The sequence below is a fragment of the Polaribacter marinus genome, assembly GCF_022662535.1.
GTDB lineage: Bacteria > Bacteroidota > Bacteroidia > Flavobacteriales > Flavobacteriaceae > Polaribacter > Polaribacter marinus.
This window is the reverse complement of the sequence record NZ_JAKQYM010000004.1, coordinates 99110-116594: the sequence shown is the minus strand read 5'-3', so window position 1 is coordinate 116594 and position 17485 is coordinate 99110. Positions and strand designations below refer to the sequence as shown.

The 17485-nt window shown below is 30.9% G+C and carries 18 protein-coding genes; 6 read left to right on the top strand and 12 right to left on the bottom strand.

All coding sequences use genetic code 11. The features are described from left to right. Positions 1 to 60 precede the first annotated feature (60 nt). Together MC378_RS07180 and MC378_RS07175 are read right to left on the bottom strand one after the other, a co-directional pair. Positions 61 to 459, bottom strand: a complete 399-nt coding sequence (locus MC378_RS07180; protein WP_242178076.1) for an HU family DNA-binding protein — start codon at positions 457 to 459, stop codon at positions 61 to 63. A 323-nt stretch (positions 460 to 782) separates the two neighbouring features. Continuing rightward, positions 783 to 1169, bottom strand: coding sequence for a pyrophosphohydrolase domain-containing protein (locus MC378_RS07175; protein WP_242178075.1), 387 nt, complete (start codon positions 1167 to 1169; stop codon positions 783 to 785). A gap of 163 nt (positions 1170 to 1332) precedes the next feature. Here MC378_RS07175 and MC378_RS07170 point away from each other — a divergent pair, with 163 nt between their 5' ends. Continuing rightward, entirely contained in the window at positions 1333 to 1539 is a 207-nt protein-coding gene (locus MC378_RS07170; protein WP_242178074.1) for a hypothetical protein, read from the top strand. Positions 1540 to 1608: 69 nt separating this feature from the next. Here MC378_RS07170 and MC378_RS07165 read toward each other — a convergent pair whose 3' ends face one another. Together MC378_RS07165 and MC378_RS07160 are read right to left on the bottom strand one after the other, a co-directional pair. After that, positions 1609 to 3636, bottom strand: a complete 2028-nt coding sequence (locus MC378_RS07165; RefSeq protein WP_242178073.1) for a dipeptidyl-peptidase 3 family protein — start codon at positions 3634 to 3636, stop codon at positions 1609 to 1611. A 37-nt stretch (positions 3637 to 3673) separates the two neighbouring features. Next, on the bottom strand, positions 3674 to 4231 hold the full coding sequence (locus MC378_RS07160) for a DNA-3-methyladenine glycosylase I (protein ID WP_242178072.1): 558 nt from the start codon (positions 4229 to 4231) through the stop codon (positions 3674 to 3676). Positions 4232 to 4329: 98 nt separating this feature from the next. On the opposite strand from MC378_RS07160, the gene MC378_RS07155 reads away from it, so the two are divergent. Beyond that, positions 4330 to 4761, top strand: a complete 432-nt coding sequence (locus MC378_RS07155) for a DUF6146 family protein (protein WP_242178071.1) — start codon at positions 4330 to 4332, stop codon at positions 4759 to 4761. On the opposite strand, the gene MC378_RS07150 is transcribed toward MC378_RS07155, so the two are convergent. Further along, positions 4754 to 5248, bottom strand: a complete 495-nt coding sequence (locus tag MC378_RS07150; RefSeq protein ID WP_242178070.1) for a dihydrofolate reductase — start codon at positions 5246 to 5248, stop codon at positions 4754 to 4756. The genes MC378_RS07155 and MC378_RS07150 overlap by 8 nt on opposite strands. A 302-nt stretch (positions 5249 to 5550) precedes the next feature. Here MC378_RS07150 and MC378_RS07145 point away from each other — a divergent pair, with 302 nt between their 5' ends. Beyond that, entirely contained in the window at positions 5551 to 5847 is a 297-nt protein-coding gene (locus MC378_RS07145) for an isoamylase early set domain-containing protein (RefSeq protein WP_242178069.1), read from the top strand. Positions 5848 to 5921: 74 nt separating this feature from the next. Here MC378_RS07145 and MC378_RS07140 read toward each other — a convergent pair whose 3' ends face one another. The 6 genes from MC378_RS07140 to MC378_RS07115 all read right to left on the bottom strand — a co-directional run bounded on the left by MC378_RS07140 (position 5922) and on the right by MC378_RS07115 (position 11344). Further along, the gene (locus MC378_RS07140) at positions 5922 to 6323 is read right to left on the bottom strand and encodes a hypothetical protein (RefSeq protein WP_242178068.1); all 402 of its coding nucleotides are present in this window, start codon (positions 6321 to 6323) and stop codon (positions 5922 to 5924) included. A 93-nt stretch (positions 6324 to 6416) separates the two neighbouring features. Further along, entirely contained in the window at positions 6417 to 7241 is an 825-nt protein-coding gene (locus MC378_RS07135) for a thymidylate synthase (protein WP_242178067.1), read from the bottom strand. A 98-nt stretch (positions 7242 to 7339) separates the two neighbouring features. Beyond that, positions 7340 to 8596 carry a nucleoside permease gene (locus MC378_RS07130; protein WP_242178066.1) on the bottom strand — a complete coding sequence of 419 codons (1257 nt, stop codon included), beginning with the start codon at positions 8594 to 8596 and terminating at the stop codon, positions 7340 to 7342. Positions 8597 to 8615: 19 nt separating this feature from the next. Next, on the bottom strand, positions 8616 to 9227 hold the full coding sequence (locus MC378_RS07125; protein WP_242178065.1) for a bifunctional nuclease family protein: 612 nt from the start codon (positions 9225 to 9227) through the stop codon (positions 8616 to 8618). A gap of 362 nt (positions 9228 to 9589) precedes the next feature. Beyond that, positions 9590 to 10546, bottom strand: coding sequence for an electron transfer flavoprotein subunit alpha/FixB family protein (locus tag MC378_RS07120; protein ID WP_242178064.1), 957 nt, complete (start codon positions 10544 to 10546; stop codon positions 9590 to 9592). Positions 10547 to 10597: 51 nt separating this feature from the next. Beyond that, positions 10598 to 11344 (bottom strand): electron transfer flavoprotein subunit beta/FixA family protein, encoded by a 747-nt coding sequence (locus tag MC378_RS07115; protein WP_242178063.1) that lies wholly within the window; start codon positions 11342 to 11344, stop codon positions 10598 to 10600. 221 nt (positions 11345 to 11565) lie between these two features. Between MC378_RS07115 and MC378_RS07110 the strand changes: the two genes are divergently transcribed. The 3 genes from MC378_RS07110 to MC378_RS07100 all read left to right on the top strand — a co-directional run bounded on the left by MC378_RS07110 (position 11566) and on the right by MC378_RS07100 (position 15795). After that, entirely contained in the window at positions 11566 to 12543 is a 978-nt protein-coding gene (locus MC378_RS07110; protein ID WP_242178062.1) for a pyruvate dehydrogenase complex E1 component subunit beta, read from the top strand. A 189-nt stretch (positions 12544 to 12732) separates the two neighbouring features. Beyond that, positions 12733 to 13260: an inorganic diphosphatase gene (locus tag MC378_RS07105; RefSeq protein ID WP_242178061.1), complete on the top strand. Its 528-nt coding sequence runs from the start codon at positions 12733 to 12735 to the stop codon at positions 13258 to 13260. 120 nt (positions 13261 to 13380) lie between these two features. After that, the gene (locus tag MC378_RS07100; protein WP_242178060.1) at positions 13381 to 15795 is read left to right on the top strand and encodes a sodium-translocating pyrophosphatase; all 2415 of its coding nucleotides are present in this window, start codon (positions 13381 to 13383) and stop codon (positions 15793 to 15795) included. A gap of 71 nt (positions 15796 to 15866) precedes the next feature. Here the strand turns inward: MC378_RS07100 and pckA are convergent, their stop codons facing one another. Next, positions 15867 to 17468, bottom strand: coding sequence for a phosphoenolpyruvate carboxykinase (ATP) (gene pckA / locus MC378_RS07095; protein ID WP_242178059.1), 1602 nt, complete (start codon positions 17466 to 17468; stop codon positions 15867 to 15869). Between the last annotated feature and the right edge of the window lie 17 nt (positions 17469 to 17485).

The following is a 17485-nucleotide window of genomic DNA, read 5'->3' as shown; positions in this document are numbered from 1 at the left end:
TTTTAACTTAAAAAAACAAGCCTCAAAATTTATTGAGGCTTGTTTTTATTTTATAACTCACTAAATACTACTACTCCCTTCTTTATAAGTAGTAATACCTGCTTTTAATTTGCGTTTTAATTTTACAGAAGGCTGATAATTTACATGGTATTTTTTTATATTACGCTTAGGGGTTAATACTTTAGCATCTTCTTCTGCCTTACATTTAAAACCTATTTTAAATTTACCTACATCGCCTAAGTCTACAATATTACCTTGTTCTAAATAATACTCTAACTTAATGCCTAAAGCTACCAACACTGCTTTTACATCTACAGCATGCAAACTACATTCATTTCCTATAGCTTTGCTTATCGTTTCTATATCTACAGTACCCGTAGCTACTGATTGTAAAATGTATTGTTCTTTTTTATTTTGTATGCTATTACTTCTTTTAGTTACTCTATAACGAACGGCCATAATTTTATACTTTTTATATTAGTAAAGATGCCTATTAATTTACAAGGCTACACCTATTAAATTTATAAAAATACTATATTTTTATAATATTTATACTAGTATTTTTATTTAATTATACTAGTATTTTTTAGATAAAATAGTAGTATATCTATAAATTTCATACAAATACTTTACAAAACGAATATATATTAAGGCTAAAACACAATTGGATAAAGTGTTTTCGTTAGATGATTCTTTACACCTATAATACCCCATAATTACAGTAAACAAAAACTTAAGATATAGAGCTATATTATACTAACCGCTAACAAAAAGCAACAAATTTACTTATCTAAAATATCAGCAATATTAGGTTTAAAGTAGTTAGGGCCTTTTAGTACTTTACCATCTTCTCTGTAAATAGGTTTGCCATCTGCTCCTAATTTACTCATATTAGAACGTTGTATTTCATTAAACACTTCTTCTATTTTATCTTGCATACCATGTTCTATAATGGTACCACACAAAATGTACAACATGTCTCCTAATGCATCTGCAACTTCTACCAAATCGTTGTTTTGTGCTGCTTCTAAGTATTCTTCATTTTCTTCTTTCATCAACTCAAAGCGCAATTTCTTTCTATCATCAGAAATAGCCACTGTTGGTGTGTCTTTAATATTTAATTTAAATGCTGTATGAAATGCGTGTACTGCGGCTATTTTGTTTTTCATTCTAATCTATTTAGTTATGCTAAAAAGAACAAGGTTCTTTTTTTAATTTGTAATTTTGTAAAATCTAATTTTAAATGGATACTGTTAGCAATATATAGAAACTTTATGAAAAATAAAGCGGTTGTAATTGTTATTAATCCACAACTTATAAAGAATAGGAAAAATGTTTTTAAGCGCATATTTTACAACAGGTAGAATTATTTTTATGGCATTCTTTATTATTGCATTTATTGCTTTAATGATTTATAGCTATAAAAAAGATATTAAAAATCATGAGCGATACTATAAGAATGCTGGTAAAAAGGTATTACTTTATGGCGGATTGATCATTGCTGTATTTGTTGCTATTAGAATTATTTTTGGGAACTAAAAAAACCGATTCTTTATAGAATCGGCTTTTTATTTTCTTAGAAATTATATAATTTCTCTTTTGTCTATTTTAATTTTCTGTTCCTAGAAAATTATAATGTTTCGAATAAAACAACATTTGTTCTTCGAAGGTTTTAGGTTGTGTAACTTCTATTTTTAAAATATTTCCTTCAGAATCCATTAAAGGTTTTAAAACAGGGTTTACAAAACCACTATAAGGTGCAGATGTAAATTGCTCGTTTCTTTTTAAAACTTCTTTATGAATCTCTTGATCTACTTTTACACCATAACCTTCAACTAAAGCTTTTGCTGCTTCAAAATCTCCTTCAGATTTGATACGTTGTGTTTCGCGTAATAAACGACCAAAAATTTCTCTTAATTTATCGTAATCATTTATGTTGTAATAGGTTTTTCCGTCTTTAACAACTTTTTCTATTACGTTATCTTTCTTTCCTTGCTCAAAAGACCAAGCAGAAACCCACTGTCTATTTACCATATGATCTTCTTCAATATCATCTCCCAAATTAATTCTTATTAATTGTGTCATTAATCCGTTTCTGATATACCCATCATAAGCAGCCATTCCTAGTTCTTTGTAATTATCTGTTAGTCCTAATTCTTGTAATTTAGGATCCATTAAATAATACAACCCAACTAAATCAGCTCTACCTTCTTCCATTGTAGAAGCGTAATTTTGAAGCGTTTCTTTAGGTTGCCCAATTCCTTCATTAATTACTCCAGAGGCATGCCCAACAACTTCGTGTAAAGAAGTATGTAATTTGTCTGCAATTTTCCCATATTTTTCTTCTAATCTAATTTCTTCTTCATCGTGTGCAAATTCTTTTAAACGTCCTGTTCCACCTGCATTATTATATGCTGCTATGATGTTTCCTAAAGAAACTGATTTAGAACCATGTTTTTGACGAATCCAATTGTTATTAGGTAAGTTTACTCCAATTGGTGTGCTTGGAGATGCATCCCCTGCTTCACCAGCTACATTTACCGTTTTATAAGAAACTCCTACTACATTTTTCTTTTTATGATTTGGATCTAGAGGAGAATTATCTTCAAACCATTGTGCATTGTCTGATAAAACTTTCATTTTACGAGACATATCAAAGTCTTTAATTTGTACAATGGTTTCATAAGAACCTCTGTACCCTTTAGGGTCATTATACACTTCTATAAAACCATTAATCCAATCGATATTTCCTTCGGTAGATGTTGCCCAAGCAATTGCATATTTATCCCATGTGTCTAAACTTCCTGTTTTATAATAGTCTATTAAAAACCCTAGAGCTACTGCTTGTTTTTCATTTTCGGCTACTTCTTTTGCTTTTTCTAACCAACCAATAATTTGATCTATTGCAGCACCATACATTCCTCCAGATTTCCAAACTTTTTCTACCAGCTTTCCATCTTCGCGAACTAATTTAGAGTTTAAACCTGCTTCTATAGGCATTCCTTCTGGGCCTTTATATGCTGTTTTGTAGAACTCTGCTACTTCCTTGTCTGTAATATCTGGTGCATAAAAGTTAATTGCAGAGGATAGAATATTATCTACACCTGCTTTTTTAGTAACTTTCTTATTGTCTGCATCATTAAACATTACTTCTATAACTTCTCTTGGTAGTTCTGTTCTAGATTTTTTTAACAATTCATCTTCAAAATATTCTCGAGAAAAATCTGGTTTTATTTTATCATTAGAATAATGGTGGTGAATTCCATTAGAAAACCACACTCTTTTTAAATAGGTTTTAAAGTTTTTAAAATCTGCTGTTTCTCTATCTCCTCTATAACGTTCGTTAATTCTTTCTAATGCCTTTCTTATTTTTAAATTATGACGGTAATTTTGATCCCACATGATATCTCTACCAGCCAAACCTGCTTGTGTTAAAAAATAAACTAATTTTTGCTCTTTTAAAGTCAATTCTTCAAAACCCGGAATTTTATAACGCAATACTTTTATGTCTGCAAACTGCTCTACAAAATGGTTAAATTCTCCATCTTTTGTTACTGGATCTTCTTTTTTATCAACAGCACAAGAACCTAGCATTCCGGCAAGAATTGTTGTATAAATAATATGTTTTACTTTCATTTTATGATAATTTTATTTCAGTTTATAAATGTACAAATTAAGTTTGATACTTAAAACAATCTGATGTATGATCATTGACCATTCCAACCGCTTGCATATATGCATATACTACAGTAGATCCTACAAATTTAAATCCAAGTTTTTTTAAATCTTTAGAAATTTTATCTGATAAATCTGTAGTTGCAGGAACCTCTTCTCTTTTTGTAAATTGATTTAGAATGGGTTTACCATCTACATAATTCCATATAAATTTAGAAAAAGAGCCATATTCTTTTTGAATTTTTAAAAACAATTGTGCATTTGAAATGGCACTTTTTATTTTTAATTTGTTTCTGATTATACCAGCATCTTGCAACAAAGAATTGTATTTATTTTCTGAATAAGCGGCTATTTTATGGTAGTCAAAATCATCAAAAGCCTTTCTAAAGTTTTCTCTTTTATTTAAAATAGTAATCCAACTTAAACCCGCTTGAAAAGTTTCTAGAATTAAGAACTCAAATAACGTTTGATCATCATAAACAGGTGTTCCCCATTCATTATCATGATAATCTTGATATAGTTTACTATCGGTTACCCAAAAACATCTATTTTTCATCTTTTCTTTTAAAGTTTGAAAATTAATGTTAAAAGAATTAAAAATCAATTAATTTTGGAATAATTATTGCAACTTTACTATTCTTAAATCTGTTGATTATGAAACTTTTAAAACATTTTTTGATATTATTTTCTATTGTAATGTTCTTTTGGGCCTGTGGTTCAACTTCTGTAAAAAACAAAAGTATTGAAAAAGAAGAACCTGTAGTGATTGCAAATGATAGTTTAGAATACCAAATTATAATTATTGATTTGGGATTTACAAGTTATTTAAATTCTATTGCAAAACCTGTTGGATTTTACTCTCAAGAATACATGGAAAGTAAAAATAGATTTTTTGTTACAACTTGGAATATGAGAGCACAGAATCCAAATCGTTATAATCCTAATATTTATGAAAATGTAATCGATTATCAGCCCTCAATAGATTATGGTTATGATGTTAACTACAAGCTATTTAACTACTTTTTGTTTGCACAAAGAAAGTACAAAATGAATTTAGGAAATGGTTTAAGAAATCGAATTAATTAACAGCTTTCTTTCTATAACTTACAAAACTATAATCGTATTTATTTTTTTCATCAGCTTTAAAATCCTCTCTAGAAACTTCTTCCCAAATGGTTAGATCTATTTTTGGAAAAAAAACATCTGCTTCAAATTCTTGATGTACTACTGTAATATCTAATTTATCAACCAAATTACTTTCTAAAGCTTGTTTGTAAATTTGTGCTCCACCAATAATAAAAGCATCATCGTTATTGGTTAATTCAATGGCTTCTTCAATAGAATTAGCAATAAGACATCCATTTTTAAAATAATCGTTATTTCTAGTAATAATAACAGTGGTTCTATTTGGTAATGGTTTTCCAATAGACTCAAAAGTATTTCTACCCATTAATATATGATGACCAGAAGTTACTTTTTTAAAACGCTTTAAATCTGCAGGTAAATGCCAAATTAAATCATTATCTTTTCCTAAAGCGTTATTTTTTGCAATTGCAGCGATGATTGTAACCATATGATATTCTAATTTTTACAAAATTACTTCAAATATTTTTCAGATTTGACGTTTTTGACAGATTCCAACACAAAAACAGTATTTTACGAATACGTTTTCGAAGCAAAAACACTGAAAACCAATAAGAAAGATGCTTCTTTTTTTTATCTAAACAATAAAATTAGATCTGTTTTTTTTCTAAAAAACAATAATTATACGTCTCATATTAACAAAACAACAATTCTTTGTTATAAGTATTCAATGATCTTTGAGATTGCTCTCTTCTTGCATAAATTTACAGGAGAATTTGAAAATAAAATATTATGGCAATTAAAAAACAATTTTTAAAAAGCAAACCTGTTTGTAAAGTAACTTTTACTTTCCCTGCAGAAGAGGCAAATCATGTAGCTGTTGTTGGAAACTTTAATGACTGGAATACAGCATCTACACCCTTAAAAAAACTAAAAAATGGATCTTTTAAAGGAACTGTTGATTTAGAAGCTAACAATTCTTACGAATTTAGATACATTGTTGATGGAACATACGTTAATGATGAACAGGCAGATGATTTTACATGGAATGATTTTGCAGGTGCAGAAAATGCAGTTTTAAACTTATAATAAAATTTCTTATAAAACATAAAAAAGCGCATGATTTTATTAATCATGCGCTTTTTTATATTTTAGGAAGAAACTTATTCTACCCTAATCTTCATATAATCTAAATATTTTACTCTTACATTTTTTCCGTAATATTTTGCAGGAGTACGCATTTTAGGAATTAAAGCTACTATTCTAGCAATTTCATTCTTTAAAGTTGGATCTAATTGGAAGCCACCTGTGGTTCCATAATTTTTAACAGTCTTTAATTTAGATGAACCATCTTTTTCTATTCTAAAATCATATTTTAATTTTAAATATCCAGGTTTTAAATTTAAATTTTTACTAAAATGCTTGTTTAAAGATCTTTTAAAACAATCTTTACGATCTGTAGCAGCACTTTTTTGACAGCCGTCATAAGTAGGTACTTCATCTAAATTAATAAAATAAACAAACTCGTCTTTTTGTTGACCTAAGGCAACTTGAAATGCTAACAAGAAAAAAAGGATTCGTATTCTCTTCTTTTTTATAAATTTTAATTCGTTTTTTTGATAAATATACCCTTATTAAATGAGCTACAAAACTCATCTTTAAATAGCTACCTTACCTTTTATATGAGGATGCGGATTATAATCAATCAACTCAAAATCTTCAAAAGTAAAATCTTCTATATTTTTTATCTCCGGATTCATTTTCATTTTTGGAAGTGGCCTAAGATCTCTAGACAATTGCAATTCTAATTGTTCTACATGATTATTATAAATATGTGCATCTCCAAAAGTATGAATAAACTCCCCAAATTTATAACCACAAACCTGTGCCACCATCATGGTAAACAATGCATAAGAAGCAATATTAAAAGGAACTCCTAAAAAGATATCGGCACTTCTTTGATACAATTGACAAGACAATTTTCCATCGGCTACATAAAACTGAAAAAAAGCATGACATGGAGGTAATGCTGCTTTACCATTTGCTACATTTTCAGAAAAAGAAAGAGAAGTATCTGGCAAAACCGATGGGTTCCATGCAGAGACTAACATTCTTCTAGAGTTTGGATTGCTTTTTAAAGTAGAAATCACCTCTTTTAGTTGATCGATTTCATCACTATTCCAATTACGCCATTGGTGTCCATAAACAGGGCCTAAATCTCCTTTTTCATCTGCCCATTCATTCCAAATTCTAACACCATTTTCTTGAAGATATTTTATGTTCGTATCTCCTTTTATAAACCAAAGTAATTCATAAACTATCGATTTTAAATGTAACTTTTTAGTTGTTACCATCGGAAAACCTTCGTTTAAATCAAAACGCATTTGATAACCAAAAACGCTTTTTGTTCCTGTACCTGTTCTATCTCCTTTTTCGTTTCCGTTTTCTAATACGTGTTTTACTAAATCTAAATATTGCTTCATTATTTTACTAAACCTTAGAGAAATCTAAATTAAAAAAAAGCTTCAAATCTAAAAGATTGAAGCCTTTAATATATTATAAAGTTATTAACTAATCATGATTAATGTGAAATTGATTTTTTAATTTCATTAGGATCGTGTTTGTGTTTAAACAAAATGGCAAATGCAATTGCTATTACTAAAGAATATATTGCAAAAGTTAGCCAAATGTTATGCCAATCTTTTCCCGCACTTGTTGTAAAAAAATGATCTATTAAATAGCCACTAACTAAGCTTCCAAAAATAGCTCCAAAGCCATTTGTCATCATCATAAACAAACCTTGTGCAGAAGATCTAATTTTAGAATCTGTAGAAGTTTCTATAAATAAAGATCCAGAAATATTGAAAAAATCAAAAGCCATTCCGTATACAATACAAGATGCAATAATCATCCACAATCCACCTTCAGGATTTCCGTAAGCAAATAACCCGAAACGCAGCACCCAAGCAATCATACTAATAAGCATTACTCGTTTAATTCCGTATCGTTTCAAGAAAAACGGAATTGCTAAAATAAATAGTGTTTCCGAAATTTGAGAAATTGACATAATTATTGTAGAATATTTTACTACAAAAGAATCTGCATACTGAGGAATTAATTTAAAATCATCTAGATACACATCGCCATAAGCATTTGTAAGTTGTAATGCTGCTCCTAAAAACATGCTAAAAATAAAAAACAATGCGAGTTTATAATTGGCAAATAATTTAAAAGAACTTAAACCCATTAATTCTACAAATGATTTATTTTCAGACACATCGTGTTGTGGCTTACATTTGGGTAATGTAAATGAATAAATCCCTAATAAAACAGCAGCAACAGCCGCAATATAAAATTGATTTTCTGATGCTTTATTTCCTGATAAATTGGTAATCCACATGGCAGCAATAAATCCAATTGTTCCCCAAACTCTAATAGGCGGAAAATCTTTTACCACATCTAATCCATTTTTTTTCAAAGCATTATACGCTACAGAATTAGACAATGCGATTGTTGGCATATAAAAAACCATCGCTAGTAATATTACCCAAAAAAATGAAACTGGATTGTCTATCATTGGCACGTATAATAAGGTTAAACCTCCTAAAACATGTAAGATTCCATATAATTTTTCTGCATTTATCCATCTATCAGCAATAATTCCGCAAATAGTTGGCATAAATATAGAAGCAATTCCCATGGTAGAAAAAATAGCTCCAAAATCTGCACCATCCCACCCTTTTGTTCCAAACCAATAATTGGCTACCGTAATTAACCAAGCTCCCCAAATAAAAAATTGGAGAAAATTCATGATAATTAATCGTAATTTTACATTCATAAGTCTTCCTGTTTTTAAGTTAAGGACGTTTACTTATTTCGTCTCTAATTTTTGCTGCGAGCTCATAGTTTTCATCAGCAACAGCAGCATTTAATTTATTGTGTAACTCTTTTAAAGTAATCGAAGAAAAACCGCTTTCTTTTTGGGATGTTATTTCTTCTAAATCAATAGAAAAACCATCTAATTCTTCAGGCTCTTGAAGAGATAATTCTTCTTCTAATTTAAGGTAAACACCCGCTTTGTCTAAAATATTTTCATAAGTATAAATTGGCGCTAGAAAACGAATGGCAATTGCTATGGCATCTGAGGTTCTTGCATCTATACTCTCTTCTACTCCGTCTCTTTCACAAATTAAAGAAGAAAAGAACACACCGTCTACTAATTTGTGGATAATTACTTCTTTTACTTTTATTAAAAATCGATCTGAAAAAGTTTTAAATAAATCATGAGTAAGTGGCCTAGGTGGTCTAATTTCTTTTTCTAATGCAATGGCAATTGATTGTGCTTCAAATGCTCCAATGATAATTGGCAGCGTTCTCGTTCCTTCTATCTCGCTTAAAACCAAAGCATAAGCTCCGCTTTGAGTTTGACTGTAAGAAATTCCTTTAATAGTTAGTTTTATTAAACTCATATATCTTTCTACAAGGTAAGAAAAGTATTCTAATTGTTAAATGTTAATTTGTGGTTTACTTTTTTGTGGGCACAATTTAATAAAAATAAATAGTGTAAAAGTTTTATTTCTATAAAAATACACTCATCATTACAACTTCTGTTTGTGTTAAGGATTGAAGCATTTGTTTGAGCTCTTTTTATTTTCTTAAAAAAGAAAAAAGCGAGTGCCTTTCTACTCCGTTCAAGATAAACCCCAAACTTGACGAAATTATTTAAAAAAGTTTAGACAATTACTCATAAATAAAAAACCTATCAAAATACAATCTTGATAGGTTTTAAAAATATTATTTTTTAACTAATATTGGGAAGGCCCAAAGATTATTATGAAGCTTTAAAAGCTTTTAATTTTTCTATTAATTTTGGCACTACTTCAAAAGCATCGCCCACAATTCCGTAATCTGCAGCTTTAAAGAAAGGTGCTTCTGGATCTGTATTGATAACCACTTTTACTTTAGAAGCATTGATACCTGCTAAATGTTGAATTGCACCAGAAATTCCGATGGCAATATACAAGTTAGCAGCAACAGGTTTCCCAGTTTGCCCTACGTGTTCTCCATGAGGTCTCCATCCTAAATCTGAAACAGGCTTAGAACAAGCAGTTGCAGCACCTAACACTTCTGCTAACTCTTCTATCATTCCCCAATTCTCTGGTCCTTTTAAACCTCTACCTGCAGAAACAACAATATCTGCATCTGCAATCGTTACTTTACCAGTAACTCTTTCTATTTTTTCTGATTTCACTCCAGACTCTGCTAGTGTTGCCTCAAAACTTTCTGAAGTTCCTGTTACTGGGTTTTCATGAATTCCGAATGAGTTTTTTGCTAAACCAATTATCTTTTTATCTGTAGCAATTACAGTATTTGAAAATGCTTTATTAGAAAATGCTTTTCTTTTTACTGTAAAAGGACTTGTACTTGTTGGTGCATCTACAACATTAGAAGCGTAACCTGCTTCTAAATTTACAGCAACTATTGGCGCTAAGTATAAACTATCTATACTAGCATCTACAATAACCACATCTGCATTTTGAGCAGTTGCTGCTTGACTTATAACCGATGCATATTCTTTTGCATTAAAAGTATTTAGAGCATCATTAGATACTGTAAGTACTTTTTCTGCTCCATATTTATACAACTCTGAAGCGTCATTTGCTTTTATAGTTAAAGCAATCACATTGCTTCCTAATTGTTCTGCAACTTTTTTCCCGTAAGAAACTACTTCAAAAGCTGTTTTTTTAAATTTTCCGTCTGTTGAATCGGCAAAAACTAAAACTGACATATTTTTTATTTTTTATAATGAGATTCTTGCATATACAAGAATGGCATATTGTTAGATTACTTTAGCTTCATTATGCAATAAGTTTATCAACTCATCTACATTATCTGCATCTACTAATTTTACAGCTCCTTTTGGAGCAGGCTTTTCAAATGATTGAATTGAAGTGGCATTATCTATGCCAACAGGTTCAACTACACTTAAAGGTTTTTTACGCGCCATCATAATACCTCTCATGTTTGGTATACGTAAATCTTTTTCTTCTACAATTCCTTTTTGTCCTGCAACAACTAATGGTAAAGAAGTACTTAATGTTTCGTTACCACCATCTATCTCTCTAGATAAAGTAACAGAATTACCATCAACTTCCATTCCTACACAACCATTTACAAAATTAAAATCTGTTAATGCTGCTAACATTCCCGGAACCATTCCACCATTATAATCTATAGATTCTTTTCCTGCTAAAACTAAATCGTAACCTCCGTTTTTTACAACTGCTGCTAATTCTTTAGCTACAGAAAAACCATCTACTGCTTCTGCATTTACACGAATTGCATCATCTGCACCTATTGCTAATGCTTTTCGCAAAGTTGGTTCTGTTGTTGCGTTTCCAACATTTACAACAGTTACGGTTGCACCTTGTTTTTCTTTAAACCACATTGCTCTTGTAAGGCTAAACTCATCGTACGGATTGATTACAAACTGCACACCATTAGTGTCAAATTTTGTATCATTTTCTGTAAAATTAATTTTTGAAGTGGTATCAGGCACATGACTAATACATACCAATATTTTCATAAATTCTATTTTTTTAATCTTTATATCGGCAACGAAATTACGTCTTTTTTTTAAAAAATACTATGCATGCATAGTATTTTTTAAATTATTTAACAATTAGCGAAAACGATTGAGTATAATATCTTAATGAAGAATCATGCATTTTATAAAAATGTATCAAAAAAATTGACAATTATTTCCTTACTTTTGCGTGTCAAATAATACTTACAACTAAAAATTAGATGAAAACAGTTCAGTTCAGAGAAGCGATTTGCGAAGCAATGAGTGAAGAAATGCGTAGAGATGAAAGCATTTATTTAATGGGAGAAGAAGTTGCCGAATATAATGGAGCTTATAAAGCCAGTAAAGGAATGTTAGATGAGTTCGGTGCAAAAAGAGTAATAGATACTCCTATAGCAGAACTTGGTTTTGCGGGTATTGCTATTGGTTCTGCAATGAATGGTAATAGACCAATTGTAGAATATATGACTTTTAACTTTTCTTTGGTAGGGATTGATCAAATCATAAATAATGCAGCAAAAATTAGACAAATGTCTGGTGGGCAATTTAATTGTCCTATTGTTTTTAGAGGTCCAACAGCTTCTGCTGGTCAATTAGGAGCTACACATTCACAAGCTTTTGAAAACTGGTTTGCAAATACCCCAGGATTAAAAGTAATTGTACCGTCTAACCCTTATGATGCTAAAGGTTTATTAAAAGCAGCCATTAGAGATGACGATCCAGTTATTTTTATGGAATCAGAACAAATGTATGGTGACAAAATGGAAATTCCAGAAGGAGAATATATCATTCCTATTGGAGTTGCAGATATTAAAAGAGAGGGTACCGATGTAACTATTGTTTCTTTTGGAAAGATTATTAAAGAGGCTTATAAAGCAGCAGATGAATTAGCAAAAGAAAATATTTCTGTAGAAATTATCGATTTAAGAACTGTTCGCCCAATGGATCATGCAGCAATTATAAAATCTGTCAAGAAAACAAATAGATTAATTGTTTTAGAAGAGGCTTGGCCTTTTGCAAGTGTTGCCTCAGAAATTACCTATAGAATTCAAGATGAAGCATTTGATTATTTAGACGCACCAATTAAGAGAATTACAACAGCAGACACACCTGCTCCATATTCTCCTGTTTTATTAGAAAAATGGATACCAAATTCTAATGATGTTATAAAAGCTGTAAAAGAAGTGATGTACTTATAATATATCCTTTAAAACTTATATAAATCCTTTTTTCATTCAATTGAAGAAAGGATTTTTCTTTTTATTTAAAAAAATCTCAAAATCAACTTTTTTCGAAAACCATTGCGTAAAATATTCGTTACAATCCTATTGATAAACTCTCTAGTTTCACTATTTTTGCAGTCCGATTCTTAAAAAAAATATACAGATATGAGCATAAAAGACAAGAAAACATTCGATGTATTAATAGAAATTCCTAAAGGAAGCAGAAATAAATATGAATATGATTTTGAATTAAATAAAATTCGCTTTGACAGAATGTTATTTTCTTCAATGATGTACCCTGCAGATTATGGTTTTGTTCCTGAAACCTTAGCCTTAGACGGAGACCCATTAGATGTTTTAGTTTTAGGGCATGAGCCTACTTTTCCAATGTGTGTTATTGAAGTGAAACCAATTGGAGTTTTTCATATGACTGATGAAAAAGGGCCTGATGAAAAAGTAATTTGCGTACCTGTTTCGGATCCAATTTGGAATAAAAAAAATGATTTATCTGATTTAAACCCACACAGATTAAAAGAAATTGAACACTTTTTTAAAGTTTATAAAGATTTAGAAAAGAAAAAAGTAGATGTTGGCGGATGGGGAGATGCCAAAGAAGCATATAAGATTTTTAAAGACTGTGTTGATAGATATGAAAATAGTGAGCACAAAAAGAATGGTAATTTTACCATCTAAATAATAAAAGCCTTAAAATATTATCAACCTCTTAAAACTTTAAATTTTAAGAGGTTTTTTATTTCTCATCGATTTTATTACATTTACCATCGTTTTAAACTAATCAAATTAAATAAATATATGGAATCAATGATGATTTATATGCCAATTGTAATGGCTGTTTTAGGTTTAATCTACATGTGGATTAAAAAATCTTGGGTAATGAAGCAAGATGCAGGAGATGGTAAGATGAAAGAAATTTCAGACCACATTTATGAAGGAGCTTTAGCATTCTTAAGTGCAGAATACAGGTTATTAGCAATTTTTGTGGTTATTGTAAGTATCGCATTAGCTTCAGTATCTTTTATAGTACCAACTACACACATTCTAATTGTTGTCGCTTTTATTTTTGGAGCATTTTTTTCTGCTCTAGCAGGAAATATTGGAATGAAAATAGCTACCAAAACAAATGTTAGAACAACACAAGCAGCAAGAACTAGTTTACCAAATGCTTTAAAAATATCTTTTGGAGGAGGAACCGTAATGGGACTTGGTGTTGCAGGTTTAGCTGTACTAGGATTAACGGCATTTTTTATTGGTTTCTTTCACTTTTTTATGGGTGGTGTTTGGACAAACACAATGGACATGACAATTGTTTTAGAAACATTAGCTGGTTTTTCTTTAGGAGCAGAATCTATTGCTTTATTTGCTAGAGTTGGTGGAGGAATCTACACAAAAGCAGCAGATGTTGGGGCAGATTTAGTAGGTAAAGTGGAAGCAGGTATTCCAGAAGATGATCCAAGAAACCCAGCAACAATTGCAGATAATGTGGGTGATAATGTAGGTGATGTTGCCGGAATGGGAGCTGATTTATTTGGGTCTTATGTAGCAACTGTATTAGCTGCAATGGTTTTAGGAAACTATGTAATTAAAGACATGGGCGGAAGTATTTCTGATGCTTTTGGAGGAATTGGACCTATCTTATTACCAATGGCAATTGCCGGTGTAGGAATTATTATTTCTATTATAGGAACAATGCTTGTAAAAATTAGTAACAACGATGCAAAAGAGTCTCAAGTAATGGGCGCTCTAAATAAAGGAAATATTACAGCAATTATATTAGTAGCTATTTCTTGTTATGGATTAGTAACTTGGATGTTGCCAGAAACTATGAAAATGGAATTTTTTGGTGAAGGTTTACAAGAAATTTCTTCTATGAGAGTATTTTACGCAACACTTGTTGGTTTAATTGTTGGTGGAGTTATTTCTGCTGTAACAGAGTATTATACAGGGTTAGGAAAATCGCCAATATTAAAAATTGTTCAACAATCTTCAACAGGAGCAGGAACAAACATTATTGCTGGTTTAGCAACAGGTATGATTTCTACATTTCCATCAGTATTATTATTTGCTGGTGCAATTTGGGCTTCTTATGCTTTTGCAGGATTTTACGGAGTTGCTTTAGCTGCCTCTGCAATGATGGCTACAACAGCAATGCAATTAGCTATTGATGCTTTTGGACCTATTTCTGATAATGCAGGAGGTATTGCTGAAATGAGTGAACAAGAACCAATTGTAAGAGAACGTACAGATATTTTAGATTCTGTTGGAAATACAACTGCAGCAACAGGAAAAGGTTTTGCTATTGCTTCTGCTGCATTAACGTCATTAGCACTTTTTGCTGCCTATGTAACGTTTACTGGGATTGACGGAATCAACATCTTTAAAGCTCCCGTTTTAGCAATGTTATTTGTTGGAGGAATGGTTCCTGTAGTATTTTCTGCCTTAGCAATGAATGCTGTGGGGAAAGCTGCCATGGAAATGGTTCAAGAAGTTCGTCGTCAATTTAGAGATATCCCTGGAATTATGGAAGGTACTGGGAAACCAGAATACGATAAATGTGTTGCTATTTCAACAAAAGCTTCATTAAAAGAAATGATGTTACCTGGTTTATTAACTATTGGATTTCCTTTAATCATTGCTTTTTTACCATTGGCTTTTGGAATGGAAAAATTAGCGATTGCAGAAATGTTAGGTGGTTATATGGCTGGTGTTACAGTATCTGGTGTGCTTTGGGCAATTTTTCAAAACAATGCTGGTGGTGCATGGGACAACGCTAAAAAATCTTTTGAAGCTGGAGTAGAAATCAATGGAGAAATGACTTATAAAGGATCTGAAGCTCATAAAGCTGCTGTAACAGGAGATACTGTTGGAGATCCTTTTAAAGATACTTCTGGTCCATCAATGAATATTTTAATTAAATTAACTTGTTTAATTGGATTGGTAATTGCTCCTATTTTAGGAGGTCATACTGATGCAAAACCTCATGGTGAAGAAATTAAAAAAGAAGTAAAAGTTGAAATAAAACAAACTTCTGGAGAATTAGCAATGGCTACAATTACTACTTTTAAAATAGTAGACGGAAAAAAGACTTCTGAGATTGAAAAAATTGAAGGAACTATTGCAGAAATTGAAAAGAAAGCAAAAGAAGCTGGAACAATTGTTTCTGTGAATGTATTAAAAAATGAAAATGAAATTATTGAATCAAAACAATAAATACATTCCGTTTTAATTATAAAAAAAAAGCATCTCAAATGAGATGCTTTTTTTATGATATATATAAACGATTAAACTAAAGGTCCACCTGCCATAATCTCTTCATTTGCATAATCTTCAAACTGCTTAAAGTTTTCTTTAAATGAATCGGTTAATTTTTGTGCTGTTTTATAATAACCTTCGTCATTATTCCAAGATCTTCTTGGGCTTAAAACTTCAGTTGGTACATTAGGGCATGTTCTTGGTTGTTCTAAACCAAACATAGAATGTACATGATAATTACCTTTATTAGCAGCTTCTAAACTTCCGTCCATAGCAGCAGTTATCATTGCTCTAGTATATTTCAACTTCATTCTACTTCCAACACCATAAGGTCCGCCTGTCCAACCAGTATTTACCAACCAAACATTCACACCCGTTTCTTTCATTTTTGCACTTAACATTTCTGCATAACGTGTAGGATGTAAAGGCATAAAAGGAGCTCCAAAACAAGCTGAAAAACTTGGTTGTGGTTCTGTAACACCCGCTTCTGTTCCGGCTACTTTTGCAGTATATCCAGAAATAAAATGGTAGGCAGCTTGACCTGGATTTAATTTAGATATCGGAGGTAAAACTCCAAAAGCATCAGCTGTTAAGAAAAATATATTTTTTGGATTTTTTCCAATAGATGGTTTTTGAATATTATCAATGTGATAAATTGGATAACTAACTCTAGTATTTTGGGTGATTGAAGTATCGGCAAAATCGACAACTCCGTTCTCATCCATAATTACATTTTCTAAAATGGCTCCTTTTCTAATTGCACCATAAATTTCTGGTTCTTGCTCTTGTGATAAATTAATCACTTTTGCATAACACCCACCTTCAAAATTAAAAACAGTGTTTTCTGCTGTCCAACCATGTTCATCATCACCAATTAAGCTTCTTTCTGGGTCTGTAGAAAGTGTTGTTTTTCCTGTACCTGATAAACCAAAAAAGATAGCTGTATCTCCTTCTTTACCAACATTTGCAGAGCAATGCATTGGTAAAGCATTTTTATATACAGGTAGTATAAAATTTAAGGCAGAAAAAATTCCTTTTTTAATTTCGCCTGTATAACCTGTTCCACCAATTAAAACTATTTTCTTTTTAAAATTTAAAATAGCGAAGTTATGTTGGCGAGTTCCATCTTCTTCAGGATTTGCCATAAAACCCGGTGCGTTGACTACTGTCCATTCTGGAGAAAAATCTTTTAACTCTTCTTCTGTTGGACGTAAGAACATATTGTGTGTAAACATATTACACCAAGGATATTCATTTACGTTTCTGATGTTAAGCTTATAGTTTTCATCTGCACAAGCATAACTATCTCTAACAAAAATTTCTTTATTAGATAAATAATCTGCTACTTTAGTATATAAAGCATCAAACTTGTCCGAATCAAATGGTAAGTTAATATCACTCCACCAAACTTCATCTTTTGTGACATCGTCTTTCACAATAAAACGGTCCATTGGAGACCGTCCAGTAAACTCTCCTGTGTTAACAGCAAGAGCTCCTAAAGATGATTCTTTTCCCTGTCCTTTTTTAATAGTCTCGTTATGTAACTCATCAGAAGTTAACTGATAACGAATTGTTGCATTCTTGATTCCTAGACTATTTAACGAAATCGATTTCGTATTTGTATCTACCATATCAATATTTTTGTTTT

Bases quoted from the DNA above. Each gene is read 5' to 3' on its own strand.
- MC378_RS07180 (WP_242178076.1), bottom strand. From the start codon at position 459: ATGGCCGTTCGTTATAGAGTAACTAAAAGAAGTAATAGCATACAAAAT.
- MC378_RS07175 (WP_242178075.1), bottom strand. From the start codon at position 1,169: ATGAAAAACAAAATAGCCGCAGTACACGCATTTCATACAGCATTTAAA.
- MC378_RS07170 (WP_242178074.1), top strand. From the start codon at position 1,333: ATGTTTTTAAGCGCATATTTTACAACAGGTAGAATTATTTTTATGGCA.
- MC378_RS07165 (WP_242178073.1), bottom strand. From the start codon at position 3,636: ATGAAAGTAAAACATATTATTTATACAACAATTCTTGCCGGAATGCTA.
- MC378_RS07160 (WP_242178072.1), bottom strand. From the start codon at position 4,231: ATGAAAAATAGATGTTTTTGGGTAACCGATAGTAAACTATATCAAGAT.
- MC378_RS07155 (WP_242178071.1), top strand. From the start codon at position 4,330: ATGAAACTTTTAAAACATTTTTTGATATTATTTTCTATTGTAATGTTC.
- MC378_RS07150 (WP_242178070.1), bottom strand. From the start codon at position 5,248: ATGGTTACAATCATCGCTGCAATTGCAAAAAATAACGCTTTAGGAAAA.
- MC378_RS07145 (WP_242178069.1), top strand. From the start codon at position 5,551: ATGGCAATTAAAAAACAATTTTTAAAAAGCAAACCTGTTTGTAAAGTA.
- MC378_RS07135 (WP_242178067.1), bottom strand. From the start codon at position 7,241: ATGAAGCAATATTTAGATTTAGTAAAACACGTATTAGAAAACGGAAAC.
- MC378_RS07130 (WP_242178066.1), bottom strand. From the start codon at position 8,596: ATGAATGTAAAATTACGATTAATTATCATGAATTTTCTCCAATTTTTT.
- MC378_RS07125 (WP_242178065.1), bottom strand. From the start codon at position 9,227: ATGAGTTTAATAAAACTAACTATTAAAGGAATTTCTTACAGTCAAACT.
- MC378_RS07120 (WP_242178064.1), bottom strand. From the start codon at position 10,546: ATGTCAGTTTTAGTTTTTGCCGATTCAACAGACGGAAAATTTAAAAAA.
- MC378_RS07115 (WP_242178063.1), bottom strand. From the start codon at position 11,344: ATGAAAATATTGGTATGTATTAGTCATGTGCCTGATACCACTTCAAAA.
- MC378_RS07110 (WP_242178062.1), top strand. From the start codon at position 11,566: ATGAAAACAGTTCAGTTCAGAGAAGCGATTTGCGAAGCAATGAGTGAA.
- MC378_RS07105 (WP_242178061.1), top strand. From the start codon at position 12,733: ATGAGCATAAAAGACAAGAAAACATTCGATGTATTAATAGAAATTCCT.
- MC378_RS07100 (WP_242178060.1), top strand. From the start codon at position 13,381: ATGGAATCAATGATGATTTATATGCCAATTGTAATGGCTGTTTTAGGT.
- pckA (WP_242178059.1), bottom strand. From the start codon at position 17,468: ATGGTAGATACAAATACGAAATCGATTTCGTTAAATAGTCTAGGAATC.